At 70.4% G+C, this 22,839-nt stretch carries 29 protein-coding genes; 14 read left to right on the top strand and 15 right to left on the bottom strand.

The window, feature by feature from the left end; all coding sequences use genetic code 11:
* Positions 1-609 precede the first annotated feature (609 nt).
* The 6 genes from GL263_RS03820 to GL263_RS03845 all read left to right on the top strand — a co-directional run bounded on the left by GL263_RS03820 (position 610) and on the right by GL263_RS03845 (position 3,469).
* On the top strand, positions 610-1,086 hold the full coding sequence (locus GL263_RS03820) for a winged helix-turn-helix domain-containing protein (protein ID WP_182854127.1): 477 nt from the start codon (positions 610-612) through the stop codon (positions 1,084-1,086).
* Positions 1,083-1,457 carry a hypothetical protein gene (locus GL263_RS03825; RefSeq protein WP_182854128.1) on the top strand — a complete coding sequence of 125 codons (375 nt, stop codon included), beginning with the start codon at positions 1,083-1,085 and terminating at the stop codon, positions 1,455-1,457. The genes GL263_RS03820 and GL263_RS03825 overlap by 4 nt, the downstream gene beginning before the upstream one ends.
* Positions 1,458-1,962: 505 nt before the next feature.
* Positions 1,963-2,445: a plasmid transfer protein KilB gene (kilB, locus tag GL263_RS03830; RefSeq protein ID WP_182854129.1), complete on the top strand. Its 483-nt coding sequence runs from the start codon at positions 1,963-1,965 to the stop codon at positions 2,443-2,445.
* 29 nt (positions 2,446-2,474) lie between these two features.
* Entirely contained in the window at positions 2,475-2,822 is a 348-nt protein-coding gene (locus GL263_RS03835; protein WP_182854130.1) for a hypothetical protein, read from the top strand.
* 41 nt (positions 2,823-2,863) lie between these two features.
* The gene (locus GL263_RS03840; RefSeq protein ID WP_182854131.1) at positions 2,864-3,052 is read left to right on the top strand and encodes a hypothetical protein; all 189 of its coding nucleotides are present in this window, start codon (positions 2,864-2,866) and stop codon (positions 3,050-3,052) included.
* 27 nt (positions 3,053-3,079) lie between these two features.
* The gene (locus GL263_RS03845) at positions 3,080-3,469 is read left to right on the top strand and encodes a hypothetical protein (RefSeq protein ID WP_182854132.1); all 390 of its coding nucleotides are present in this window, start codon (positions 3,080-3,082) and stop codon (positions 3,467-3,469) included.
* Between the two features lie 222 nt (positions 3,470-3,691).
* Here GL263_RS03845 and GL263_RS03850 read toward each other — a convergent pair whose 3' ends face one another.
* From GL263_RS03850 to tpg (GL263_RS03875), 6 genes are all read right to left on the bottom strand, one after another.
* Complete coding sequence (locus GL263_RS03850; RefSeq protein WP_182854133.1) at positions 3,692-3,949, bottom strand: hypothetical protein; 258 nt, start codon at positions 3,947-3,949, stop codon at positions 3,692-3,694.
* Positions 3,939-4,169: a hypothetical protein gene (locus tag GL263_RS03855; protein ID WP_182854134.1), complete on the bottom strand. Its 231-nt coding sequence runs from the start codon at positions 4,167-4,169 to the stop codon at positions 3,939-3,941. The genes GL263_RS03850 and GL263_RS03855 overlap by 11 nt, the downstream gene beginning before the upstream one ends.
* Before the next feature lie 91 nt (positions 4,170-4,260).
* Entirely contained in the window at positions 4,261-4,530 is a 270-nt protein-coding gene (locus GL263_RS03860) for a hypothetical protein (protein WP_182854135.1), read from the bottom strand.
* Between the two features lie 289 nt (positions 4,531-4,819).
* A complete protein-coding gene (locus GL263_RS03865; protein ID WP_182854136.1) occupies positions 4,820-5,089 on the bottom strand; it encodes a hypothetical protein in 270 nt (89 codons plus the stop codon).
* Positions 5,086-5,859, bottom strand: a complete 774-nt coding sequence (locus GL263_RS03870) for a hypothetical protein (protein ID WP_182854137.1) — start codon at positions 5,857-5,859, stop codon at positions 5,086-5,088. Before GL263_RS03870 ends, GL263_RS03865 begins: the two co-directional genes overlap by 4 nt.
* A 102-nt stretch (positions 5,860-5,961) precedes the next feature.
* The gene (gene tpg, locus GL263_RS03875) at positions 5,962-6,552 is read right to left on the bottom strand and encodes a telomere-protecting terminal protein Tpg (RefSeq protein WP_182854138.1); all 591 of its coding nucleotides are present in this window, start codon (positions 6,550-6,552) and stop codon (positions 5,962-5,964) included.
* Between the two features lie 158 nt (positions 6,553-6,710).
* On the opposite strand from tpg (GL263_RS03875), the gene GL263_RS03880 reads away from it, so the two are divergent.
* On the top strand, positions 6,711-7,196 hold the full coding sequence (locus tag GL263_RS03880; RefSeq protein WP_182854139.1) for a hypothetical protein: 486 nt from the start codon (positions 6,711-6,713) through the stop codon (positions 7,194-7,196).
* Positions 7,197-7,267: 71 nt separating this feature from the next.
* Positions 7,268-7,762: a hypothetical protein gene (locus GL263_RS03885; protein WP_182854140.1), complete on the top strand. Its 495-nt coding sequence runs from the start codon at positions 7,268-7,270 to the stop codon at positions 7,760-7,762.
* A 69-nt stretch (positions 7,763-7,831) separates the two neighbouring features.
* Here the strand turns inward: GL263_RS03885 and tpg (GL263_RS03890) are convergent, their stop codons facing one another.
* Positions 7,832-8,389 (bottom strand): telomere-protecting terminal protein Tpg, encoded by a 558-nt coding sequence (gene tpg / locus GL263_RS03890; protein ID WP_323379237.1) that lies wholly within the window; start codon positions 8,387-8,389, stop codon positions 7,832-7,834.
* A 3-nt stretch (positions 8,390-8,392) separates the two neighbouring features.
* Positions 8,393-10,636, bottom strand: a complete 2,244-nt coding sequence (gene tap / locus GL263_RS03895) for a telomere-associated protein Tap (protein WP_182854141.1) — start codon at positions 10,634-10,636, stop codon at positions 8,393-8,395.
* A 196-nt stretch (positions 10,637-10,832) separates the two neighbouring features.
* On the opposite strand from tap, the gene GL263_RS03900 reads away from it, so the two are divergent.
* Complete coding sequence (locus GL263_RS03900; RefSeq protein WP_323379238.1) at positions 10,833-11,804, top strand: hypothetical protein; 972 nt, start codon at positions 10,833-10,835, stop codon at positions 11,802-11,804.
* Between the two features lie 71 nt (positions 11,805-11,875).
* Here the strand turns inward: GL263_RS03900 and GL263_RS03905 are convergent, their stop codons facing one another.
* The 7 genes from GL263_RS03905 to GL263_RS03935 all read right to left on the bottom strand — a co-directional run bounded on the left by GL263_RS03905 (position 11,876) and on the right by GL263_RS03935 (position 18,593).
* Positions 11,876-12,730: a DciA family protein gene (locus tag GL263_RS03905; RefSeq protein ID WP_182854142.1), complete on the bottom strand. Its 855-nt coding sequence runs from the start codon at positions 12,728-12,730 to the stop codon at positions 11,876-11,878.
* 9 nt (positions 12,731-12,739) lie between these two features.
* On the bottom strand, positions 12,740-14,191 hold the full coding sequence (locus GL263_RS03910) for a transcriptional regulator (protein WP_182854143.1): 1,452 nt from the start codon (positions 14,189-14,191) through the stop codon (positions 12,740-12,742).
* Positions 14,192-15,097: 906 nt separating this feature from the next.
* Positions 15,098-15,511, bottom strand: a complete 414-nt coding sequence (locus GL263_RS03915; protein ID WP_228456087.1) for a helix-turn-helix transcriptional regulator — start codon at positions 15,509-15,511, stop codon at positions 15,098-15,100.
* Positions 15,508-15,975: a deaminase gene (locus tag GL263_RS28780; RefSeq protein WP_182854144.1), complete on the bottom strand. Its 468-nt coding sequence runs from the start codon at positions 15,973-15,975 to the stop codon at positions 15,508-15,510. The genes GL263_RS03915 and GL263_RS28780 overlap by 4 nt, the downstream gene beginning before the upstream one ends.
* Entirely contained in the window at positions 15,975-16,658 is a 684-nt protein-coding gene (locus GL263_RS28785; RefSeq protein WP_182854145.1) for a RibD family protein, read from the bottom strand. The genes GL263_RS28780 and GL263_RS28785 overlap by 1 nt, the downstream gene beginning before the upstream one ends.
* A gap of 21 nt (positions 16,659-16,679) precedes the next feature.
* Positions 16,680-18,107 (bottom strand): helix-turn-helix domain-containing protein, encoded by a 1,428-nt coding sequence (locus GL263_RS03930; protein ID WP_182854146.1) that lies wholly within the window; start codon positions 18,105-18,107, stop codon positions 16,680-16,682.
* A gap of 153 nt (positions 18,108-18,260) precedes the next feature.
* The gene (locus GL263_RS03935; protein ID WP_161266713.1) at positions 18,261-18,593 is read right to left on the bottom strand and encodes a GntR family transcriptional regulator; all 333 of its coding nucleotides are present in this window, start codon (positions 18,591-18,593) and stop codon (positions 18,261-18,263) included.
* A 187-nt stretch (positions 18,594-18,780) separates the two neighbouring features.
* On the opposite strand from GL263_RS03935, the gene GL263_RS03940 reads away from it, so the two are divergent.
* From GL263_RS03940 to GL263_RS03960, 5 genes are all read left to right on the top strand, one after another.
* Positions 18,781-19,161, top strand: coding sequence for a hypothetical protein (locus GL263_RS03940; RefSeq protein WP_182854147.1), 381 nt, complete (start codon positions 18,781-18,783; stop codon positions 19,159-19,161).
* A gap of 751 nt (positions 19,162-19,912) precedes the next feature.
* Complete coding sequence (locus tag GL263_RS03945) at positions 19,913-20,170, top strand: WhiB family transcriptional regulator (protein ID WP_182854148.1); 258 nt, start codon at positions 19,913-19,915, stop codon at positions 20,168-20,170.
* A 255-nt stretch (positions 20,171-20,425) separates the two neighbouring features.
* Positions 20,426-20,635: a hypothetical protein gene (locus GL263_RS03950; protein WP_182854149.1), complete on the top strand. Its 210-nt coding sequence runs from the start codon at positions 20,426-20,428 to the stop codon at positions 20,633-20,635.
* Between the two features lie 106 nt (positions 20,636-20,741).
* Positions 20,742-21,194, top strand: a complete 453-nt coding sequence (locus GL263_RS03955) for a TraA-like protein (RefSeq protein WP_182854150.1) — start codon at positions 20,742-20,744, stop codon at positions 21,192-21,194.
* Positions 21,195-21,196: 2 nt separating this feature from the next.
* Positions 21,197-22,839, top strand: a 1,643-nt coding sequence (locus GL263_RS03960; RefSeq protein ID WP_228456088.1) for an FtsK/SpoIIIE domain-containing protein, incomplete at its 3' end; no start/stop codon positions are given.

The raw sequence follows: 22,839 nt of genomic DNA on the forward strand, positions 1-22,839 counted from the left end.
GGGAGAGGGTGGGCGATCCGGGTGCGTGCTTCAAAGATAGCAGCTAGCTTAAGACTGGAATGACTCAGCACCACCCTTGACCAGGAAAAATAGAGTCGCGGATTACTTCGGACGTGCAGCGCATGAGCAATAGAGAAAAGGCGCGCGATTAGTGAATGGTGGCTCCAGAATAGCGGGGCGAAATGGGGAGCGATTCGACCGAATGCGCTCTTTGGCGATTAACCGAGATGGGTGTCGATGAGAGTCGCGAGCCTGATGGATCTGTGGGGCGGGCGGGCCCGCCGCCTCGTGAGGCTGGGGCGCCCTGGCTGGTGGGTCGACGGAGGCGCGGGTGGCCGACCCTCACGCGCGCGAGGGGGGTGGTTGGCGCCTACGGATAGGTACGTATAGAGGGAACACGCATCGTCGCAGGTCAGAGGCCATGTGATGTATCAATCGAGGCTATTCGAGTAGCAGATCGGGACGCACCGTTCCCCTGGAGGGGAAATGCTCAGCGGTCTGGATCGGGCGCCGGTCGGCGTGGCGGGTTCCCCTGGAGGGGAAATGGTCGCTACGGTCAGGCCGCGTACATCGTTCCCCTCTGGGGGAAATCCCAAGGTGAGGAGCGGTATGAGCCGGGCAAGGCCAGCGGTGAACACCAGCACGGGCGAGTACGTCCAGCTGGAGCTGCTGAAGGAGGACGACAAGCCGTACGACTGGAGCGGCGGCGGTCGGCACGTCAACGCCAGCAAGAAGCTGGGCGCCGGGCTGTGGAAGAAGGGCAGCGGCTACACCAAGAACGACAAGCTGGTCTACGGCTACTACCTGTTCAACGCGCCGTCCGGGGACGAGCCGCTGCGGATGAGCTTCCGGGAGATCGGCAACGACCTGGAGTTGCGTCCGAACGCGGTGAGCAGGTCCGTGGGTAACCTCAACAGGGGAGGCTTCCTCCTGGAGGCCGAGAAGGTGGGCCGGGTGAAGTTCTACAAGCTGAACGCCCGTGCCGCCTACGACGGCTCCTCGGGACAGCAGCGCATGGCCACGCAGCACGCCCGACACCCCGTGACCACGTGCCCGCCGGAGAAGAAGGAGAAGGAGGCGTCATGACCTCGCCGATCGCCGAGTCGTTCGCGCCGCGCTTCATGGAGGCCGGCGAGCTCAACCAGCTCTTGCTGCGGTCGCAGCTCAAGCAGGGCGCGGACCTGAAGGTCCTCATGTACTACGCCACCGCGGTCCCGGTCGGGGAGCCTGTGCGCAGCACCGCCACGGACATCGGGAAGCTGGTCGGCCTCAGCACCACCAGCGCCTCGCGCAGCATCGGCCGGCTCGCCGAGAACGGCTGGCTGACGCTCGCCTATACGGCCGTCGGGGTGAAGTTCTACCGCCTGGGCTCCAAGGCCACCGGTCAGCCGGCGCCCACCGAGCCCGAGGACGACGACGCGCCCCTGGCGACCGTCCGGCAGCTCCACGCTTCGTAGCCACACCGTTCGCACTGCGGCGCTGCACCTCATGGTGCAGCGCCGTTTCTGCGTGCGGTGAGAGCGATACATCGTTCCCCTGGGCGGGAAACCGGCAGGTCGGCACCTCATTGGGCCAGGGGTTTTGTCCACGCGGGGGTGGACAAGTTTGTCCACCCAGGAGTGGAACATCGTTCCCCTGGAGGGGAAATTCGCAGGTGAAGGCCCGTCCCCCGTTGTGTCGGCGGCAACACCCGCCACCGGACTGCGCCAGCTCACCGGCCCCGTCGCTGAGCGGCGTGAACATCGTTCCCCTGGAGGGGAAGCCAGCCCCCAGTGCCAGGGGGCGACACACGCGTCCCGCGCGCGGGACGCGTGTGTCAGATACGCGCACACGGTTCCCGTAGACGGGAAACGCGCAGGTCACGGCAGCGCGAAAAGAATCATGGGCGACCCCCTTCCCTAGGTGTATGAAGTTCCATACAGTGGCTGTATTGAAAGTCATACACCTACGGGAGGATCCGCCGTGTTAGTCACCTTCGTCACCGCCGCCCTCGCCATCGTCGGCACGCTGCTCGGCTCGATCGTCAGCGGACGCTTCCAGGAGCGGGCCGCCGAACGGTCCGTCCGCGTCAGCCACGGCGAGGCGATCCGCCGCGACCGCCTGGAGGCCGTCACCGCGCTCGCCTGCGCCGTCAGCGACCACCGCCGGGCGATGTGGATGCGCGGCGACGCCGTCCTCAAGCAGGCCGGCTCCGAGCGGATCGAGGCCCTGCGCGGCGAGAGCCACATGACCCGGTCCGCCGTCACCCGCCCGCTGGTCGCGCTGCGGGTGCTCATCGAGGACCAGGCGGTGCGCGCCGCGGCCGACGAGATGGTCACGCTGACGTACGCGCTGCGCGACGCCTACGCCACCACCGAGGCCCTGACCGCCGCCCGCGAGGCCGCGAAGGTCGCCCACGATGCCTTCGTCGACGTCGCCGCCGGTTACCTCAGCCGGACCGCCTGAACCCCCGCCAGCCGAGACAGGAGCCCGTCATGGAGCGCACGTCCACGGAGATCGTGAAGGCCGCCGACATCACCGCCATCGAGACCAGCGCCGACCGGGGCGCCGTCGGCAGCGAGCTCGCGTACCTGGCCCCGGCGGCGGCCGCCGCGCTGGGGCTGCTCGCCGACGCCATCAAGCGGGGCACCGCCGACCGCGAGTCCGTCGTGCAGGCCCTGAAGGAGGCGGCCGTCCACGAGCGCTTCGCCGACGTCCTGGCGGCCGCGTCCGAGGATGTCATGGACGAGACCGAGGACCCGTACGACTTCGACGCCCGCCTGGACGCCGACAACCTCTCGGGCGCGGCCTCCGAGGTCCGCAACCTCTTCCGCTGGCTGTAGACCCGCCCGCCGGCCCCACTCGACACCATCAGGGAGACACCGTGTTCACCGGAACCGCCGAAGAGCTCCGCGCCCGCCAGGCGCAGGCCCGCGAGCTCGCGGAGCAGGCCGCCGCGCTGCTGGACCAGATCGACGCGCTGGGCCTGGGCGCGGGCGGCGGGCAGCTGCACACCCCCGGCGGCGTCATCCGTATCCGGCCCGGCCAGGGCTGGACCGTCGCCGACCGCTGACCGAGCCACCCGAGGAAGGAGACCGCGGTGAGCACCGATCCCGCGCACCACGACGACCACCAGGAGCAGCTCCTGGTCCCGCTCGCCGCCGAGGACGTCGCCGCGCTCGGCAGCGACAGCGAGCAGCTGGCCGCGCTGTTCGCCGCCGCGCTGCACGGCCTGGCGCTGCTGCGTACGGGCCGGGCGAGCGCCGCGGAGCTCGCGGCCGCCATCGAGGGCACCACGGGGCTGCTGGAGCGCCTGGAGGCCGTACGGGACGCCTCGCTGCGTCAGCCCGCCGCCAAGGACGTCTCGCACGCCGACCTGGCGAAGGCGATGCACCTGGAGAGCCGCGCGACCGCGCAGTCTCGCCGTCGCACCCTGCTGAAGAAGCCGGTGAGCGACCTGGAGCGGTGGGCCACCGGCACCACCGACTGACCGGATGCAGCGGGGTCGTGCAGCAGCCGAACGCGCGTTTGCTGCACGGCCCCGCTGCCCTGGGCAGCACGGCCTGCTACCCGAGCAGCAGCCGTGCGGCGCCCGGGGCCGGCCCTCGAATGTCATCGCTCTCCGGCAGTCCGAACCACCAGCAGCAGCACCTCGTGCAGCAGACACAGCAGCGCCCCGGACCCAAGCGGATCCGGGGCGCTGCTGCAGTGTTCAGGCTTCGACGTACGCGACGATCGTGATCTGTCGAAGGGCCGTGACGTAGTAGATGACGCGGACCCCGTCGACGTCGTCGACGTAGTCGCGCAGCAGGGTGTCGGGCACCGGAGTGCCCAGCTCGGGGTTGACACTGATCGCGACGATCGCGCGGTCCAGGCGGTGCGTCTCGCTCGCCGTGAGCTTCGCCAGCTGGCTCAGCGCGGGCTCCACCAGGACGACCTGGGAGCGGCGCGGGGCGTGGTCAGGCGACACGGGGCTGCTCACCGGCCAGGCGGTCCAGGTGGGCGTCGCGGGCTTCCTCCCACAGCACGCCCGTCTCCGGGGACGGGTAGCCGTTGGCGGCGATGTCCTCCAGCACCGAGGCGAGGACGTCGACTCGCGCGCGCTGGTCGGCCGCGTACGCGCGGGCGGAAGCGGCGGCGTGCTCATCGAGGGGCTGGCGGTCGGGCACGAGGGCCGGCTGCTCGCTCATCCGGGGGCTCCTGGCTGTCATCTGGCGTGTGTCACCACGGTAGCGCCGGGGCGGGGCGCGGGAGCCGGGTACGGACGAACCGGCCCATTGGTCAGTGCCCGTGCTCCCCGTTGCCAGTGCCCAGTCCGGGGTCGTCAGACATGGCACGCAGAATCGCGGCAGTCTGGGCATCGGTAAGCGCGGCACCGGTGGCCCGGCGGCGCGCGTCATCGGCGAGGCCGAGTTCGGCTTCGAACGCGAGCATCGCAGCGGGTGTATCGGTGGCGGGCGTGCCGTCGGATTTGTGGCCGAGGCAGATGAGCGGCTCCGGCAGGTCACCACAGCGAGAGCAGCGCAGATCGTCGGGGATGTTCTCGGACATCGCGTCTCCTTGGCCTGCGGTGCTCAACCTTCGCTGACACTAACTCGCACTAGTCAGGCTTCGTTGGCAAACAGATTGTGATCACCCGCCGGAGGGGTGTCACGCTGTCGCGCCTGTCACGCGGAAACGGCCCGGAGAGGGGGTTCCGGGCCGTTTCCGCGACCGAATGCCCGAATTGATCGGATTTCGCGTGGGTGCTGTCACACGGCATCCCGGCGACGTGACAGGCCGCGTGACAGGGGGGCGTGACACCTCCATGTGACGCTCGGTGAGCGTGACACGGGGTTGATCAGGTCTGGAGCGGGGGCCAGACGTGCGGGCCGGAGCACTGCCCGCAGGCGGCGCAGCCGGCGCACTCCATGCAGAACTGGCGCGGAATGCGCGGGCACCCGCAGATCGGGTTGTAGTCGGGGTCGTCGTCGCCGGGGTAGAGGCTCTCGCCGAACGGCGGCTCGGTCCAGGCGATGACAGAGCCGTCGGCGAGCAGGTCCTCGTAGTGGTGCCCGATCTCGCTGTGCTCGCTCCAGGTGGCCACCACCACCTCGTCCGCCGCGCTCACGCCGTCCCGCCCTTCACCGCGGCCGCGGTCTCCAGCCACGCGGCGAGTGCGTTCGTGGCGTCCGGGTCGGCCTGGGCGAGGCGGCCGACGAACTCGAGGTCGCCGTCGACCGGGGAGCCCGTGCGGGCGAGAGCGGCGAGCAGCGCGGCGCGGGCGCGCACTGGCACGGGCAGCGAGCCGACGGCGGCGGCGCGGGCGGCCGGGTCGGCGTAGTGCCCGGACTGGTCGGCGAGGGCGCGGGCGAGCCAGGCGTCGACCTTCGCGGTGCGGTAGTCGCGGTTCTCGTCCAGGAGCTCGCGGGCGGCTTCGTCCCCGGCCCGGCTCGGCACGCTGCGGTCGAGTCGGCCGGCCCCGCCGAGCCGGGCGAGTTCTTCGGCGCGGTCGGCTACCCGCTGCTGCTCCTGGCGGCGCTGCTGCTCGGCTTCCTCGCGGCGCCGGTCTTCGGCGAGCTCCTCCTGGACGACGACGTCGGCGTCCGGGTCGTACGGGCCGCCGGTCGCGGCGAGCAGCTGCACGACGCGCTGCCACTCCGCGAGCTCCGCAGCACGGCGGCCGCCGTCGTCGGCCGCCGCTTCGTCGCGGCGGGCCAGGTGCGCGTCGAGTTCGGCTCCTTCGAGGGCCTTCGCCGCCTCGCTGTGCGTCATGCCCCGCGCGCGGCGCCGTACCGAGGACCGGCCGACCTTCGCGTAGTCGATCGGCGTGCGCGGGGCGCCGGCGCGGCTGCGGGCCTCGGGGACACGGCGCGGCCGCCACCCGTCGGACGTGTTCATCAGGACTCGCTTTCAGCTCGGATACGGAAATGAGGGCCTGCCCGGGAATGCGTTCGGGCGGGCCGGTCACACAGGTCTACAGCACGCACGAATTACGCGCTGCTAAAACTTGATGTTCAACCACTCCACGTCCGCGAATTTCACCTCCAGGCCCGCGCGACCGCCACCGCCTTGACGGAAATAGGCGTCCGCGATGGCCTCCGCGACCGCGTCATGCAGATCGCTCTCCGTCGCACCGTCCTCCTGTGCGGCGATGATGGCGGCCGCGTGGGAGGGGGTGACGGCGACCGTGATGTCCCTTACCCGGCCCGCGTCCGAGGTGCCCTCCGGGCCGAGGCCGAAGTACGCCCGGCAGGAGATGACCAGCCCGCCCGAGGACGCCGCGCGCTGCCTGGCCTGTGCCCTGACCTGCGGTTGCCACTCCGACTCGGTCTCCTGCACCAGCGCCTCCTGGAGGCGTTTGTTCGGCTTGGTGGAGGCGCCCGAGAGGTAGCGCTGCACCGTCTTGCGGGAGACGCCCAGGCGCTCCGCCAGGCTCTTGGTGGAGCCCTTCTCCCGCTTGCGAAGGAATTTCATCTGGGCTCGCGCGGATTTCGGCGCGGGCCGGGTGAACAGGGCGCGCTCCGCACGGGCGAAGCCCTCCATGATCTTGGCGCGGGTCCGAGCCGCGCGTAGTACGTCGTCAGCAGTCATACGAGCACTTCAGCGGAGCGGACCTGTGGACAGAGGCCGCCGTCGGCGGGGCGCGCGTGCGGCTGATCTCCACCCCTGCGGGTGACGCGCCCTGGTGGGTGCCGACGTCGGGCCGCTACGTTCCCCTGGACTTGATGATCGAGGGGGAGGGCCAAGGGATGAGCGAGCGCGGCGCGTTACGGGGGCTGCGGGTCTTGATGTGGGTGGTGATCGCGATCGAGGTGCCGGTGTACCTGGTGTGGCTGGTCCAGGTCGGCTACCTGACCGGGCAGGAGCTGCCCCGCGGCGACGTCGCGCGGTGGGCGCCGCCGGTGCTGCTGCCGCCGGCGGCCGTGCTGTTCTGTGTGATGGCGGGCTGGACGTGGTGGCTGAGCGTGGTGGCCGGCACCCGTTCTTCGCTGCGGGAGCGGTGGATCGTCGCGTCGCTGGTGTTCGTCGCCGCCTTCTCGGTGTTCTGCGGGGTGGCCTCGGTCGATGACCCGTCGGTGTCGGTGGGTCTGCTGAGCGCCGTCGTGACCGGGCTCGGCATGACGGGGCTGTTCTTCATCCCGGCCGCCGCCTCCCGCGAGCTGCCCGACGTCATCCGGCGGCGCTCCCGTCGTACGGCGGGAGCGCCCGGCGAGGCGGACCCGGGCCCCCAGTAGGTCCGCCGTCGGATTGCCCGGGGCGCCGCGCGGCGGGCATGCTGCGCGTTCTGCGAGGAGAAGGGGAGAGCGTGTCCGAAGACGACGACGCAACGGCGGCGGAAACGTCGCTCAGGAGGGCCGTGGAGCAGCTGTGCGGCGACGGGTCGGGCGACGGCAGCGAGGCCGCCCAGGAGGCCGTCCAGGCGCTTGCCGACGGCTCTGGGAAGGCGTGGACGCCCGAGCAGGAGACGCAGATCAGGGCCATGGTGGAGCAGATCCGCAAGCTGCGGGATCTGAACCGGCCGGGCGGGGGCTGGTGGCGGCGGCGCCGGGAGTGGAGGGCCCGGGAGCGGCTGGTCGACATGATGATGGCCAGCGGCCCGGAGCTCCTGAACGAGGCGGAACTGCGGCACTGGAAGAGCCAGGCGATGGTTGAGCTGCTGCTGAAGTTCATGGACACCGCGATGAAGAAGGACGACACGGTGGAGACGCTCGCCCGGATCGAGGCACTGAACGCCGTGACGTACGAGGACTACCAGCAGGCCAGGAAGAAGCTCGCCGAAGAGAAGGCCGCCGCCGGCTGACCCGGCGGCGGCACATGGGAGGGACCCCGAACCGGCGCGCGGTTCGGGGTCCCTGCCGTGGGCGGGTGATCACAGCTCGATGTCGAGCCGCTCCACGTCGGTGAACTCCACGCCCAGGCCGTGCGCCCGGCTGTTGTTCGCCCGGAAGTACATCCGGGCCAGACCGTCGGCCGCGATCTGCCGGAGCTGGTCCTCGGTCTTGCCCTGCTCCCGTGCGGTGAACAGCTTGTCGGCGTACTCGGGCGGCAGGGCCTGGGTGATGTCCCGGATGCGGGCGTCGTCGGTCGTTCCACCAGCGGCCTCGAAGCCGAAGCGGGCCCGGGTGGAGACGACCAGCCCGCCCGTGGACGCCGCCTGCTTCCGCGCCTTCGCGCGGATCTGCGGCTGCCACCGCTTCTTCACCTCGCGCTCCAGGCGGCCGCGCAGGTCCTGGCGGGGCCGCTTGAGCTTGCCCGAGACGTACCGCTCCACGGTGCGCTGGGAGATCCCGAGCGCCTGGGCGGCGGCCTTGGTGCCCTTGAGCTGCTTGACCAGGTACTTCATCTGCGCCTGGGCGCTCTGCGGGATGCGGCGGGTGAACGCCCCCTCCAGCGCGCGGTCCAGGCTGTCCCCGAGCGAGTCCACCACGGCCTACTCCCCTTCTCCGGCGCTCTGATCGGTCTTGATGAGGTTGGAGATGTTGAAGACGCCGCCACGCTCCTCGAACTGGGCTTCCGCCCACAGCACGGTCTGCGTCCCCTGGTGCTTGACCATCCCGGGCGAGACCCCAAGCCGGAACGTGCCCGGCGCCGGCTTGCCCTCGGGCGTGTGCGGCAGGACGTCCAGCGGGGACGGGCCGGGCGAGGGGTAGACGATCGCGTCGGTGCCGATCGCGACCGGGTAGAGGTCGGCGGCGGCCGCCGTCTTCATCAGCTTGCGGTGCAGGCCGGTGCGCTGGTTCGCGAGCACGGCGGCCCGGATGTCGGGGCGCCACGTCCACCGGTCCAGTGCCGGGTAGGGCTCGTAGTACGGCACCTGGCCCCGGGAGCGCTGGCGCAGCTTGCCGATCGCGCCCTTCGCGGTCGCCTTGATCGCGGTCTCCAGCAGCGCCATCGTCGGGTCGACCTGCTTACGCCGCGCCATCGCCTCGAGGAACTCCTGGCCCTGGAGGTCGGTGGTGACGCCCATGTCGGCCATCGTCTCCACATACGCGTCGCGCAGCCGCTTGTACCAGGAGTCGAGGTAGCGGCCGGTCTGGGTGCGCACGTACGCCTCGATCGGCGCGACGTCGAAGCCGAGCTCCACCGCGTACTGCACGGTGGGCGTGGCGTACCAGGCCGGGCCCTCGGGGTGGTCGCCCTTCGGCGTGAACGGGCTCGGGAGCCGGGAGCTGTCGACCGTACGGCCGTTGACCCGGACGCGGGACAGGTCGACGTGGGAGAGGTCGACCAGCCACGAGCCGGGCAGCGCCGGGTCGAACTTCGGATTGCCGGTCAGGTGGGTCGGCCCGTTCAGCCCGACCGTGAGCCCGTTCGCGGCCGCGGCGAACGACATGTTGATGTCGACGACGACCAGGTACGGGTTGGCGCACTCCTCATCGGTCAGCGGCCGGCACCAGTCGTAGGGCTCCTCCATCAGCATCTCTGCCGGAGTACGGATGTGGTGGCGGGCGAACCCCGCGTCCTTCAGGATCGGGTGCTCGTCCGGGACCTCGCACGGCACGACGTCGTATTTGGCGGTGATCGCGTCATCGTTGAACGCGGGCTTGAACTCCCCGGTGGCCTCGTCCTTCTGCGCGCGGGTGGGCGGGCGCAGCGCGGTCATCAGCTCCAGGCCGGTCGTCGCGGTGCTGCCGCGCGGCGTCGTCACCCGGGCCGCGTACAGGCCGAGGTAGCGGGCGAGGTCGGCCGGGTGCATCGTCGGCAGCTGCGGGTCGTCCTTCTTGTCCCACTCGCGGGCGTCCAGCGCGTTCCAGGGCAGGATGCACAGCTGGACGCAGCGCCGCTTGGAGCCCTCGGGCTCGCGGAACACGCGGGCCCAGGGGCCGAATCCGCGCTGGGTGAGCTGGAGTCCGGCCCGCTCGATCTGCTTGACCACCTTGTGGCCGGCCGCCAGCCGGCCCGCGCGCCGCTCCCCCTCCGACAGGGCGGCGGGCAGGCCGTAGCGCTCCAGCGCGGACGTGGTGAGGACGAGGATCGGGTCGGCGTCGAGGCCGTTGCGGTGCAGCCGGGCCTGCCCGAGGCGGGCCTCGGTCAGCGTCCAGTCGACCAACGCCGGGATGCTCTTGGCGGGCACGTCCAGGACCAGGCCGCCGACGCAGTACGCCGACACCTGACCGTCCTCGCAGTCGATGACCGCGAGCGGACCGTTCTCGAAGCGCGGGTCGTCGTCGGCCGCCGACGCCGTGGTCTGCTTCGCCACCGCCTTCTTCGCACCCGGGCGCCGCGACGTCCTGGTGGTGCGCGCCGGTCGCGGCGCGGCCGGCGGAGCAGCGGCGGCAGGGGCGGGGATGGCCTGGGTGTCGGTTGTAGTCAGGGCCGCAGCCTCAGGCGCCTGGCCTGTGGACTGGGGCGGTGCTTCCGCCGGGGCGGGTGCAGCGGTGAATGTGGCCGGCACCGCGGCGTCAGGGGCGGGCGTGGCCGCCTCGGCCGGGGTGGCGGGGTAGAGCTCCGCGAGCTTGTCCAGCAGCCGGGCGTAGGCGTCGCGCTCGGGCGGGCGGGGCTCGGTCTTGCCGGACTCCCAGCCGGACACCGTGGCCCGGCGCACCTTCAGCGCGGTGGCCACTTCGTCGATCGTCAGGCCGTGCGCGGCACGCAGTCGCTTGCGCTCCGCCGGCGGCGGCAGCGCGGCGCGGGACGCGACCAGTGCGTCGACCGCGTCGAACAACTCGGACATGAAAGCACCTCCTGGCCGACACTATACCCCATGAACCGTACAGATTAAGCACTTTCCCCGTACGAACGCCGTACGAATTGCGTGCAGAGGTCGGGAGAGTGGTCCTGGCCAGGGAAGGGCTGGAAACCGTCGCGTCACCCCAGTTCGCGATGGGGAGATATGAGCGGTCACATGCTCGGAGTAATCAGGGGGTCACGTGGGGTGGAAAGACGCGGTCAGCGACGCCATGAAGGAACTGGAGGCGATACGACAGCAACTCGATCGTCTCGATCGTCTCGAGGACCCGACGGTCGGGCTGACAGCACTGCACGGTGACGTCACGCAGAGCCGCCTGAAGATCCTGGAACAACTCCAGGCGGGCGTCACCGGATTGCGTGAGGAGAACCGGGAGGTCCGCCGCCGGCAGGACCGGATGATCAGCGACCTGAACGAGACGCGGGGTGAGCTCCGGCAGCTCCTGGACCTTGTCGACGTTCTGCGCCCCTTGGCGCCGCCCGGGTGGCCAGGCGACACGTCCGGCGAGGGCACGCAAACCCCTCGCGAGGAGGCTGTGCAGCCGCCCGAACCCGAGGCCGGCTACGGCTCGTCCGCCGGCGCCGAAGGCCATCCGCCCGTCTCAACCAACACCGACTCCCAGGGGGGAACCATGGAGAACACCGGGCACCGGCCGCAGCCCGAGACCGGCGAGGACCAGGACCTCGCACTGAAGCGCGCCATCGAGGCCGCCTACCAGGGGGCCGGCACCTCCGCTGGTAGGCCTTCTGCTGCCGCGCCGCAGCCATCCGCCGGCGCGGAGGATCCGCAGGTCGCCCATGGCGTCCTGCTGCTGAAGGCCGCTGGCGTGGCCTCCGCCGAACTGATCGCGCACCGCGACACCTGGGAGTGGCTCGCCGCACTGGCCGTCGACCACAGCCACTTCCGTACCCCGCCCTCGGTCGAGGACATCAAGGAGGGCCGCGTCCAGACCGTCCTGTCCGGACGCTCCCTCATCGCCCTGCTCATCGAGCTGTGGAACACGCGCTCCACCGCCACACCGCTGCAGGGCGACTTCGCACTGGCCATGACCACCTACAACCGCATCGCGGCCAAACTCACCGACGTCACCGGACAAGGCGAGACCATCCGCATCGTCCTGGACGACGGTCTCCCCCACGAGGCCGGCGACTGACCGGCAACGGACGACGGCCGCCCGGATCGATCCGGGCGGCCGCCTCGGTGACGCCTCGAGCTCTTCACTCCTCACGCGGTCCTGCCCAGCGGCGCCGGCTGCGATGCCGCGGCCGCGCGCTCCGCACGGGCACGGCGCAGGGCGGCAGCGTGGGAGAGGTCGGCCTGGCGGCGGCGCTCGATACGGGCCTGCTCGATCGGGGCCGGCTGGTCGTCGGCCACCTGCTCCGGCTCGGGGAACGCCCGTAGGCTGAGCGCCCGCATCGCGGCGGTCTGCCGCTCCACCGCCTCCGCGATCGACGGATCGACGCGGCTCGGAGGCACGACGGCCTGGTGCGCGGCGAGCGCCTGGTGGAAGCCTGGAGAGGCCATGTCGCGGGTCTTCACCAGCGCCTCGGGCGGGGCCGCCGCTGTCGGAGCGGTGACCACCTGGCGCGGTGTCGGCGCCGCGCTGCCCACGGCCAGGACACGGACAGTGCGGACCACCTGAGTGCCGACCGCGTCGTTCGCTGCGGCGACGATCCGGGAGCTGATCAGGCGCAGCTGCGTGGCGTACGCGGCCGAGTCCGGGCGCAGGTCCAGCTGTCCCGTCTCCGCGTGGAACGCGACTGCCTCCACGTGCGCGGCCAGCTTCGGCGAGAGCGCGGCCGCGATGTCCGACCACTGGTTCAGGACGCTTCCGCCGGCGGCCGGGACGTCCCAGGCCCGGTCGGCCATCAGGTTCTGGAGCACGGAGGCGAACCCGGTCGGCTCCCGGCCGTCACGCCCCACCTTCCCCCGGAGGGGGCGCTTCGCCCTGTGGTGGCTTGCCTCGCCGCGGGCCTTGGCGGCCTCGCGCGCCTGGTACAGCGCGACCCGGGCCAGGTCGACGCCCGACAGCTCCGGCGCCGACTGCTCGCTGGTGGTGGTGTTCAGGGTCTCGGTCATCAGGGCCTCCTACCGGCGTCCGACGGTCATCAGCGAGCTGCTGCTCGCCAGCTTGCGAGCGCGCTGCACCAGGTCGGCGCCGAAGACGTACTCAGCGGCGGCCGGGCCGAGGGCGTCGTAGGTGGTCATGACGAGCGTGGTGTCGCCGGCCATGAACTCGCCCCATCCCGTCGCCCGCATGTCCGCCACGTCCTGCGGGCTCAGGTCCTCGACACCGCCCAGCTCGGGCAGCGACTCGCCCTGGCCGGACAGCTGCGTCTGCGGAGCGAACGCCTCAGCGACCATGCGGCGGACCGCCATGCTGCGCGGGGCCTGCCAGGCGCCCTCCCACTCCTGGTGGCGGGCCTTCTCCGCGCGGCGGGACTCGCGGTATGCCTGGACGGCACGCTCCCGACCCTCCTCGGTCGGCCACAGCGCCACCGCTCCCTTCAGCCGCCCGGCGAGGAACCCAGACGGCCGGTGGACGATGCCCGGGGCGTCGCCGCAGTCCAGGAGTGCAATCACCTGGTCGGCAGTCCAGCCCGCGTCCGCAACGTCCTTGAGGATCCAGGCGATCCGGGGCACCGCAGCGCGGCCCATCCACGGCACCCGGCGGATCAGCTCCGAGGCCAGCTGGAATCGACGCCCGACGCTGTTGAGCTTCCGGCGGCCGCGCTTGACCTTCTTCGGGCTGTGAGACTTGCTCTGCCCGCTTGCGAGCTTGCTCTCAGAGGGGAGCGAAGTAGTACCCGCAGAAGAAGCACTGCGGGTACTACCCCCCATTGGGGTGCAACGGGCCTCATCCGAAACAGCCGTCACACCACCCTGGTCAGCACCCCTCCGGGCACCCTTCGCCGGGGCCTTCGAGGACGACTTCGCCCGCCGCTTGCGGACCTTGCGGGCCGCCTTCTTCGCCAGTGCAGCCATCAGCTCCCGGCCGGCCTCCGCGATCCCGGACACCGCTCGCGTGTACGCAGGAGCGTCCTCATCCCGCTGCACCGTACGGATCCCCAGCGCGACATCGAACTCCGGCGGGATCATCCGCGCGAACTCGCTGGCCTGCGCCGACTCCCCGCGGACCCGGGTGCCCTTGACGATGTAGGCGAGCAGTCCCGTCTCCCGCAGGATCTGCAGGTGGTTCTGCACCGACCGCTCCGCCAGCCCGGTCCGCCGCACCAAGTACCCGATCCCCGGACGGCACGGCGACAACTGCGCGAGCTCCTGGGCGATGCGCACGGTCGTCGGCCCGAAGCTGCGCGGCCCGTGCGACCGGTGCCGCCGCGGCCGGTACAGCCCGGACCCAGCGACCCAGTGGACCGCCTGCATCCACGAGTAGCCGTCCGACGCGATCCGGCCCGCCGACGTCGACAGCCACTGGGATGCCTCCGGCACGAACAGCTCGGGCAGCACGGAGACGTCGTCGTCGACCGACGGACGCGGGGAAGGGAGCAACACGGCGGCCAACGCCGCCACGCCGCTCATCGGCCCACCGTCCGGGCCGGGGTGGGAACTACCGCCTGCGTCGTCATCAGGCCGGTGTACACGCCAAAGCGGACACCTCCCTCAGTAGGCAGAACGCGTGCTTCGTGACCCATCTGCCGACCCTGCACCGGGCAGCCTGTGGACAGAGTCCGCGCCCCGAACACCCCCGGCGCTCCCACCAGGCGGGCAAGAATCTTGGAAGTCGTGCGGTCATGCGGGACGCCGCCCTCGACATCGTCGACGGAGTTGTCGATGACCTCCGAGAGTGGGTGCACGAGCCGGGCGGCCGGTGCCGTGACCGCGCCCGGCGATCGCGCTCCGAAAGCGGGGCTCTTGTAGCTTCCTACCGGAAAACCCGCTTCCTGTACGAAGCGGGAAAAGGCGGATGAACCGTACGCCGATCCCGTCACACGGGATGACCGCCGCGCCTGAACCGGGGTGAAACGGACAGGGTCGAGCTGACAGGGGGACACCACTTCGGGCATTATGAGAACGACCTGCCTTCCATATAGCTGGACCGGCCCGAGCCCCTCGGGGCTGGACGAGCCAGATGTGCGGATGTGTTGGGTCCGCCCCCTTCGTGAGAAGCGGGCGGACACCGATCGGGTGGGGGGAGTTTTCTCCTCCCCTCCCGGTCCTGCACCGCGAAGCCCCTGTGGTGGGGGCCCGCGGGTGAAGCAGACCGGTACGGATGTGGCTGTGGTGGCCGCACCGGCTTGGTGGTGGTGTGGCCCTGAGAGGGGCCTGGTGAAGATGAGCGGTCTGAGAAACCGCGGCTCGGGGACCGGTTGCAGCCGGAACCTGAGCACCCCCGACACGGGTTATACGCCCGGTCGGTAGACGGGCCGCGCGAGGCCAGCGGATTGGTAGTCCGCTTCTTGGCGCGCGCGGCCGATGGCCGTTAGGTCATCCCGATCCCCCTTCGGAGGACGGCGTCGCGCTGCCCGCATCCGCTTTCGCGGCCTCGGGAAAGCGCTCGGCGAGGCCCTTGAGGAGACGCAAGTAGTTCTCGCGGTGAGGGCGTCGGGGGCTGGTCTGGCCCAGCTCCCAGCGTGTGACTGCGACCCTCTTCACGCCCACTGCGTCCGCGACGTCCTGCTGAGTGAGGCCAGCCGCCAGGCGCAGCTTCGCGCGCACATGCGGAGGCGGCAGAACCTCGGGCAGGCCGTTCAGCAGGGCGTCCACCCGCTGCGAGCGGTCCGAGTCGGACATAGCCACGCCTTCCATGATCGTTGTAACCACGAAAGATACACGATGCGGCTGATCTTTGTCGCTGCTGAGTGACGTGCCGCCGGGGGAACACGAGATGTCCGTCGTCATGCCAGTTCCCCGAGGTGCGCGTTGACGGACTTCGCGGCCGCCGACAGCTCGGGCAGCTCCACCACCGTCACCCCAGCTTCCACCAGCTGCTCGTAGCCGACGCAGTTGTCGACGAACAGGCTCGGCTCACGCCAGGCGATGACGACGCGCGGGATGCCGGCCTCGAGGATCCGCTGCGCGCAAGGAGTACGGGAGGCACTGCGCTGGGAGCACGGCTCCAGCGTGCTGTAGATCGTCGCCCCCACGAGACGCGGGTCGCCCTGGGGGAGTTGAGCGAGGGCGACCTCCTCCGCGTGTTCACGGGGGCCGGTCGCGCGCGAGTAGCCAGACGCCAGCTCGGTGCCGTCCTCGCCGACGATGACCGCCCCGACTGAGTAGGCGCCGGCGGCCGGAGGGCACAGCGCGGCGAGGTCGATTGCACGCTGCATCCAGCGCAGGTCCTGGGCTCGGTCGGGTGCGTACATCAGGCGGTCCGCTCCTTCGGGGAGTAGCGGACGAGGACCACGTCGTCGATCGCGCGGACCTCCAGCACCTTCATCCGGGCCGTCGATCCGCCGGGGTAGTCGGCGGCGCCAAGGAAGCGCGCCGCCTCCGGCTGACCCACCAGCAGGGGCGCGATGGCGAGGTGCACTTCGTCGGCGAGGTCCGCGGCCATGAGCTGGGTGTGGATCGTGCCGCCACCCTCCACCATGAGCCGGCTGACGCCACGCCGCCCGAGCTCATCGAGGACCAGACCCCAGTCGAGGTCCGGGCCGACGCCGACGACGTCGGCAAGGTCACCGAGGGTGGCGCGCACCTTCTCCACCGCTTCATCCACGGTGACGACCAGCTTCTCGCCGCCGTGGTGCCAGAAATTGAGGTCGGCGGAGAGGTCCCCAGTCCGGGTGACCGTGACCTTGAGCGGGTAGGCCGGCTTGCCCTCGGTAACGCGCTGAGCCCGGCGTTCCTCGCTGTTGACCAGGAGGCGCGGGTTGTCCTTCCGCATGGTCGTCGCGCCGATCAGGATGGCGTCGGACTCCGCGCGGACCTGGTCGACACGGTCGAAGTCGGCCGCGTTGGATAGGCGCAGCCGCTCAGGGCTGGCGTCGTCCAGGTAGCCGTCGACCGACATAGCGGCGGAGAGGATGACGTACGGACGCGTGGTCATAGGTGGTGTGATCCGTTCTGCTCAGGATTCGTGGGCGAGCGTGCCGTCGAAGTGTGCGCGGAACTCCGCGACTTCAGGCTGGCGCTGCCAGGGCACCAGCGCTTTGTCGAGACGCGCGAGCTCCCGGACGATCCGGCCCGAACCCGTGTCGTTGGCGATGGTCAGGGCCTGGAGGCCGACCGCAGCGGCCTGGTCGGGCGCGCCGGCGCCGGCGTGGGCCACGGCGGCCCGAGCCATGTAGACGCCGCGGTCGCGGTGGTACCCGTCGGGCAGTGCCTTGATGGCGCTGGTGAAGACCTCGGCGGCCTCCGCGTGCTTGCCCAGCACCTCCAGGCCCTGCGCCCGGTGCACCTCCACGTACTGCTCGTTCAGCCACACGCCCCAGGGGGTCGTGTCGCTGGAGACGCGATCGAGAGCGTTGCGTACGTCGTCGATCGCGCGCTCACTGTCGGTCGACTCGCCGCGCAACGCGTGTCCGTACGACTCGTAGGTTCGGGCGACGGCGGCCAGCCGGCTGCGGGGCCGGGCCATGCGCTGCGCGGCTTCGGCGAGGTCGACGACGTCGACCAGGTCGCGCATCTCGCCGGCGAGCTGTGCCTTGCGGGCCATCACGTATGAGGTCAGGTCACCGTCCCCGACGGTGTGGCTCCACTGGAACGCTCGATCGAGCCAGAACTGCGCGCTGTCGAAGTCGCCCAGGTCCTGGTAGAGCCAGGAGGCGAATTCCGCGTACTGCGTCTGAAGTTCCATGAGGGCGTGGCGGTCCGTGCCCTTCGCATCCTGACGCAGCTGCTTGATGTCCTCGATGTGCTGGCGCGCGGCCGCGATTGCTCGGCTCGGGCCGAGGAGGTTGTCGCTGTCGATCAGCAGACGGCGCGCGCGCTGGAAGTATTCCACCGGCGTACCGCTGTAGGCGGAAGCCGATTGGGCAGGCCGTGTCAGCCCCGGCAGAGAGCTGGCGGCTGCCGGCGTCCCCCCGCCCAGCGCAGCAGCTGCACCGAGCCCCATCCCGCCACGCAGCATCGCGCGTCGATCCAGCGCCACGAAAACCACCGATCCATCCCGTAGACGAGCGGGGACAAAGATCCCCTCATCGTCCGACGTTGCCCGCTGGGATGCGGCCATGGCCAGGTCCACCGATGATTCGGACACATGGAGCCCTGAAACGGACACATGACCCTGCGGGGAATCATCCGTGCCGATGCGCTCCCACAGCTCAATCAGTAGGCCCTGAGCGTTGAGCACGCGGTCCAGCTGTTCGACCTCGGAGCGGTACTTCGGAGCTCGCTTCGCGTTCTCCCACTTCCACAGCTTGGAGTACGAGCAGAAGGTGGCTGCCGCAAGGCCGCGCAAGCTGAGGCCACGGCGCTCGCGGAGGTCTCGAACCGTGTAGCCGAAGCGGTCCAGGGGCGATACCTCCGGGGTCAGAACGTTCGGCTTCTGCCCCACGCTGATCCCCCTCCATGTCTCCTATCGGTGTGTCCAGCGGCTGGACACATGTCAGACCTAGAACCAGCTCCGTGGTCGGGCCTACAACTTTGCTAACGAGGTTGGACCGGCCAGGGAGGGACGAACATGCGCAACGGGACGCGAGGAAGGACGTCAGTCGCTTCGGCCCTTCTCGATTCGTTCGAGGCGTGCGGCGAGGTCGGCGACCTGCTCCTCAAGGGCCTTGAGAGCGCGGGCAGTCGAGTCCTCGCTGGATTCGGAGGCAGTCTCCGTGATGAAGGAGCCGCGCCCCTGGTGGGAGTAGATGAGCCCCGCCGTGCGCAGCTCCGTCAGGGCTCGCTGGACGGTGCCGGCTGCGACGCCGTACTCCTCTGCCAGCTCGCGTGTGCTCGGCAGTTTCGTCCCGGCGGTCCAGCGACCGGAGCGGATCTTGTCGCGGACATCCTGAACGATTCGCTGGTACGGCTGCACGGCCTCGTTGCTCATGAGCGACATCGTAGGTCGACCCCCTCGCCTTAGCTAGCTTCCATAGCTTCCTCAATCAAGCACTTGACACGCCCCCGACTGTATCAGCTAAGTTAGGTATGCCGACTAGGTGAGCGGGGCGGTAAAGGCCCCCACCTGCCACTTCCTGGGATCACGAAGAGCCCGAACTCGAAGGGAGCACCACCCCATGAACATCACCGGCCGCCCCACCGCCAGCCTCGCCACCGAGATCTTCGATGCTGAGACGCTCGCGCTCCTGGAGGCGATCGAGGTGGAGCTCCCGGACTTCGGCAACGTCGACCTGGACGTCGCCTTCGGTACGCCGCTGGAGATGTACGAGGCCGGCCCCCTCCCCCACGAGCGGCTGGACGGGCTGGACATCACCGCCGCGGTCGCCGCGATCGAGGCCCGCGAGAACCGCATGCTCGCCGCCCGCGACATCACCGCCACCGACCCGACTGCCACCGAGCTGGTGCGCGAGCGCCTGGTCGACGTGCTCCTCCCCTACGCCACGCAACTGTGCATCAGGCGGCCGGCCGCTGCGGCGGCTCTGCCACTCGCGGCCTGACCCTCCGCACAACCGCCGGGTCTTCGGACCCGGCTCCCCCACCCGGAACCGCCCCCGCGGCGGCGCCGGATGAGGGAGCCGGACCCTCGGTCCCCGATGTACCGCCCGGACCTGACCGCGAAAGCGGGAGGGAAAGGAAGCGGCCGCTGTTTGAGAACTCCATAGCGTGATCCACCACCGCAGTACCGGCCGTGACCGCACCGGCCGGGGTGAGTGGAAACCCGTCGTGCGGCGCCATTACCCCTGGTGGTGGCAGTCGGCACATGCGATGACCCGTCAGGCGCTCAGCTCCTGGGGGCGGCCCGGTGGAGTACCAACCGGGCGCTCATTACTGATGGAAAGCATGGAGGGCCGACAACCCACGACGTAAAGAACGACGCGACACGTTCCCAGACCTTCGGCACCTGGTCCCAGCCGAGGCGAGGAGCCGCGTCGGGACTGAGGGCACCTCGCCTCCCTCCAGCACGGCAAGGCGAGCAGCGCGGCGGCAGAGTCCGCGCCCCTGTTCTGCAGCCCCGCGCTGCCCAGTCGCCCGCCGCCCGGTCTTCGGGCCGGTCGGTGGGCGGTGGAGAGCGTGGTGGACACCCGCTCTACCAACCGCGACAGCCCCAGGGATCGGACCCCCGGGGCTGTCCAGGACCTGGATGGAGGCCCTGATGCTCGACAGCATCGCACGCCCGATCAGCAGCAACGACTCCGACCCGGACATGGACGAGGCCCTGCGCCGCGTACGCGGAGGGAAGTGACGGCGATGGACTGGCGCCACCAGGCAGCGTGCCGCGAAGAGGACCCGGAGCTGTTCTTCCCCATCGGCAACACCGGCCTGGCGCTCCTCCAGATCGAGGAGGCCAAGGCCGTCTGCCGCCGCCGCTGCCCGGTCATGGAGCAGTGCCTCCAGTGGGCGCTGGAGGCCGGCCAGAACGAGGGCGTCTGGGGCGGCCTGTCCGAGGACGAGCGCCGCTCCCTGAAGCGCCGCGCCGCTCGTAGCCGGTCCCGCTCCGCTGCCTGACCCCAACTCCCCCTGAAAGAGGTTGACATGCGGTTCATCTACCTGCTCGGCATGACCGGGCCGTTCCTCGTCATCGCCGTGGTGCTCCTGACCCGCTGACCCTGCTCTCCGCTTCCTGCGTTGCCCAGTCGCCTCCGGCCCCGCCCCGCGCGGTCCGGAGGCGGTGGAGAGCGACGGAAGCCCCCGCTTCCCCCGCTCGTCTCGGCCCTCGCGGCTGGAGAGCACCTGCCCCGACCCGCCCTCCTGGAGGACCTTGTGATCTCGCTTCCCCTGTTCCTGCTCGCCGGTGGCGCCACCTGGCTGTTCTGGCGCTCCGACATGCGATCTGGAGTCCTGATCGCCGCGCTGGTCTGCGGCTACGCCCTGGCGACGTCCCCGCTCGCCGGGGCCCTGAACAACATCGGCTCCGGCATCGCCACCGCGGTGCAGAACGCCGGTGACGACCAGGCGGCCAGCAGCCGGTGAACCTGCCGCTTGCCTGTGGCCCCGGCCCCGGTCGGGACCGCGGGGAGGTGACAGAGCCCCCGCCCGCACCACCCTCGCCCCTCTTCCCGGAAGGACCACCACGTTCATGAGTGACGGCGAAAAGGTCGGCTCGAACCTGGCCCAGCTCATCAAGCAGCTGGACGCCATCGAGTTCAGGACCGATCGCGACCTCTACAACTACGCCAAGATCCTGCGCGCCATCGGCTTCGAGCTGTACATGCGCGTGGGGATGGACGCCGACATGGTCAGCACGATCCTGTCCCAGTACAAGGGCAAGTGGTACACGTTCGGCGTCCAGAGCAAGATCCGCGCGAAGCTGGTCGGCGGCCACCTCCGGGCCGGCGCCGCCGCCGCGAAGGTGCTCGGACTGAGCGGCGTGAAGATGTACGCCAGCTTCGTCAAGCACTTCATCCGCCCCGAGCAGGAGGCCGAGGCCCAGGCCCGTAAGGGCAAGGGCAAGTCGAAGCCCGGGTTCTCCATCGGTGACAAGCCGTCCGATTCCGCCGGGAAGCCCGGCGAAGGTGGAAGGGCCGCCTGACCATGGCACGTCGCTTCTCGAAGTCGAAGACGATCGACACCCGCAGCGAGGAAGAGCAGCAGCAGGACCGCTCCCGGCGGATCCGCTTCATCGGGCCATGGGCGATCACCGCCCTGGGGCCTGTCCTGGTGCAGGGCGGCCACCTGGCCGTCGCCGGGAACCCGGCCGCGCTCGCCCTGGCCACCCTGGGCATCGCGGGCACCGGCGCCTCGCTCTGCAAGTTCCTCGGTCACCTGGATAGCAAGGCCAAGCGAGACAAGGACACCGTCCGGCTGCACCAGGTCAACACGATCGCGGTCACCGCGGCCGCGACGCTGGGCACCATCACCGGCGTCGACACCGCCGCGACCGCCGGCGCCTGGGCGATCGGCGGCATCGGCCTCTCCCTGGCGAACAACCTCTGGAGCGCCTTCCACGCGAAGAGCTCGCAGAAGGGCGCCAGCAAGTGGGAGAAGCTCGAGGCCGAGATCGGCCTGGCCAAGCACGAGCTGAAGGACGTTCAGTCCAACGGCAAGGGCACGGTCATCGCGCAGGTGGAGGCCAAGGACGGCGCGACTGCGGACGACCTGGTCCGCAGGATCCCCGCCATGGCGGCCGCCATGAAGATCGGCAAGGGCCGCATCACCCACACCGTGGACGATGACGACTCCTCCCTGATCACCATGCGCGTCCAGGTCGCCGACCTCCTCAAGGAGGGCTTCCCCTGGCGCGGCCCCTCCGCGTTCGGCGCGTCCATCGGCGACGTGCCGATCCGCACCGGACGCTACGAGGACGGCGAGGACGTCCTGCTGAACATCACCGGGATGCTCCGCGACCCGGGCCCGCTGTCCAACGGCAACGTCGAGCACGCCATCGCGATGGGCGTGAACGGCGCCGGAAAGACACAGGGCAACCAGCTCATCATCGTCGAGTGCGGCACCCGTACCGAGGTCTCGGTGATCGCAATCGACTGCTCGAAGTTCCAGCAGGACTTCGGGCACGTCCGGCACGGCATCGACTGGCCGATCGACAAGAAGGACGCCGCCCGGCGGTTCTTCAAGCTCCTGCCCAACGCGATCGAGAAGCGCACCGACTTCCTCGCCGCCAAGGGCATGAGCAAGTGGGAGCCCGGCTGCGGCCTCAACTTCCTCGTCATCGTCGGCGAGGAAGCCGCCGACTTCGCCGCCGACAACGAGCACTACCAGAAGATCCTGCGCACGGCCCGCGCCGCCGGCATCTGGATCCTGACCTCCATCCAGCGCGCCACGCACAACAACATGGACACCGACTCCCGCGCGAACAGCCCGGCCGGGCTGTGCTTCGGTCTCCGTGACGGCGCGGACGCCCAGTACTGCCTCCCCGACGAGGCGATCGAGGCCGGCGCCTGGCCGCAGTGGGGCAACCGCAAGCCGGGTTACCACTACGCGGCGGGCCTGGGCATCCCGGAGGACCGGTGGCACGTCACCGCCCGCACCGAGCTGGCCAGCAAGCGCGACCAGGCCGACGCCATCACGGCCGGGGCCGCGATCCGCACCCCGCTCGACGCGATCACGGCCGAGGCGTTCGGCGACCTGTACGCCAACCGCACCACGTACGACACCCCCCTGCTGCCCGAGGAGGAGGGAGAGGACAACACCGTGCAGCAGGCGGCCCCGCCCCCGGCCCC

It is taken from the genome of Streptomyces durbertensis (assembly GCF_014156695.1).
GTDB lineage: Bacteria > Actinomycetota > Actinomycetes > Streptomycetales > Streptomycetaceae > Streptomyces > Streptomyces durbertensis.

Bases quoted from the DNA above. Each gene is read 5' to 3' on its own strand.
- GL263_RS03880 (WP_182854139.1), top strand. From the start codon at position 6,711: ATGAGCGAGCGCGGCGCGTTACGGGGGCTGCGGGTCTTGATGTGGGTG.
- GL263_RS03820 (WP_182854127.1), top strand. From the start codon at position 610: ATGAGCCGGGCAAGGCCAGCGGTGAACACCAGCACGGGCGAGTACGTC.
- GL263_RS03835 (WP_182854130.1), top strand. From the start codon at position 2,475: ATGGAGCGCACGTCCACGGAGATCGTGAAGGCCGCCGACATCACCGCC.
- GL263_RS03905 (WP_182854142.1), bottom strand. From the start codon at position 12,730: ATGACCGAGACCCTGAACACCACCACCAGCGAGCAGTCGGCGCCGGAG.
- GL263_RS03860 (WP_182854135.1), bottom strand. From the start codon at position 4,530: ATGTCCGAGAACATCCCCGACGATCTGCGCTGCTCTCGCTGTGGTGAC.
- GL263_RS03870 (WP_182854137.1), bottom strand. From the start codon at position 5,859: ATGAACACGTCCGACGGGTGGCGGCCGCGCCGTGTCCCCGAGGCCCGC.
- GL263_RS03855 (WP_182854134.1), bottom strand. From the start codon at position 4,169: ATGAGCGAGCAGCCGGCCCTCGTGCCCGACCGCCAGCCCCTCGATGAG.
- GL263_RS03955 (WP_182854150.1), top strand. From the start codon at position 20,742: ATGAGTGACGGCGAAAAGGTCGGCTCGAACCTGGCCCAGCTCATCAAG.
- GL263_RS03940 (WP_182854147.1), top strand. From the start codon at position 18,781: ATGAACATCACCGGCCGCCCCACCGCCAGCCTCGCCACCGAGATCTTC.
- GL263_RS03910 (WP_182854143.1), bottom strand. From the start codon at position 14,191: ATGAGCGGCGTGGCGGCGTTGGCCGCCGTGTTGCTCCCTTCCCCGCGT.
- tap (WP_182854141.1), bottom strand. From the start codon at position 10,636: ATGTCCGAGTTGTTCGACGCGGTCGACGCACTGGTCGCGTCCCGCGCC.
- GL263_RS28780 (WP_182854144.1), bottom strand. From the start codon at position 15,975: ATGTACGCACCCGACCGAGCCCAGGACCTGCGCTGGATGCAGCGTGCA.
- GL263_RS03915 (WP_228456087.1), bottom strand. From the start codon at position 15,511: ATGACGACGGACATCTCGTGTTCCCCCGGCGGCACGTCACTCAGCAGC.
- GL263_RS03945 (WP_182854148.1), top strand. From the start codon at position 19,913: ATGGACTGGCGCCACCAGGCAGCGTGCCGCGAAGAGGACCCGGAGCTG.
- tpg (WP_182854138.1), bottom strand. From the start codon at position 6,552: ATGACTGCTGACGACGTACTACGCGCGGCTCGGACCCGCGCCAAGATC.
- GL263_RS28785 (WP_182854145.1), bottom strand. From the start codon at position 16,658: ATGACCACGCGTCCGTACGTCATCCTCTCCGCCGCTATGTCGGTCGAC.
- GL263_RS03935 (WP_161266713.1), bottom strand. From the start codon at position 18,593: ATGAGCAACGAGGCCGTGCAGCCGTACCAGCGAATCGTTCAGGATGTC.
- GL263_RS03825 (WP_182854128.1), top strand. From the start codon at position 1,083: ATGACCTCGCCGATCGCCGAGTCGTTCGCGCCGCGCTTCATGGAGGCC.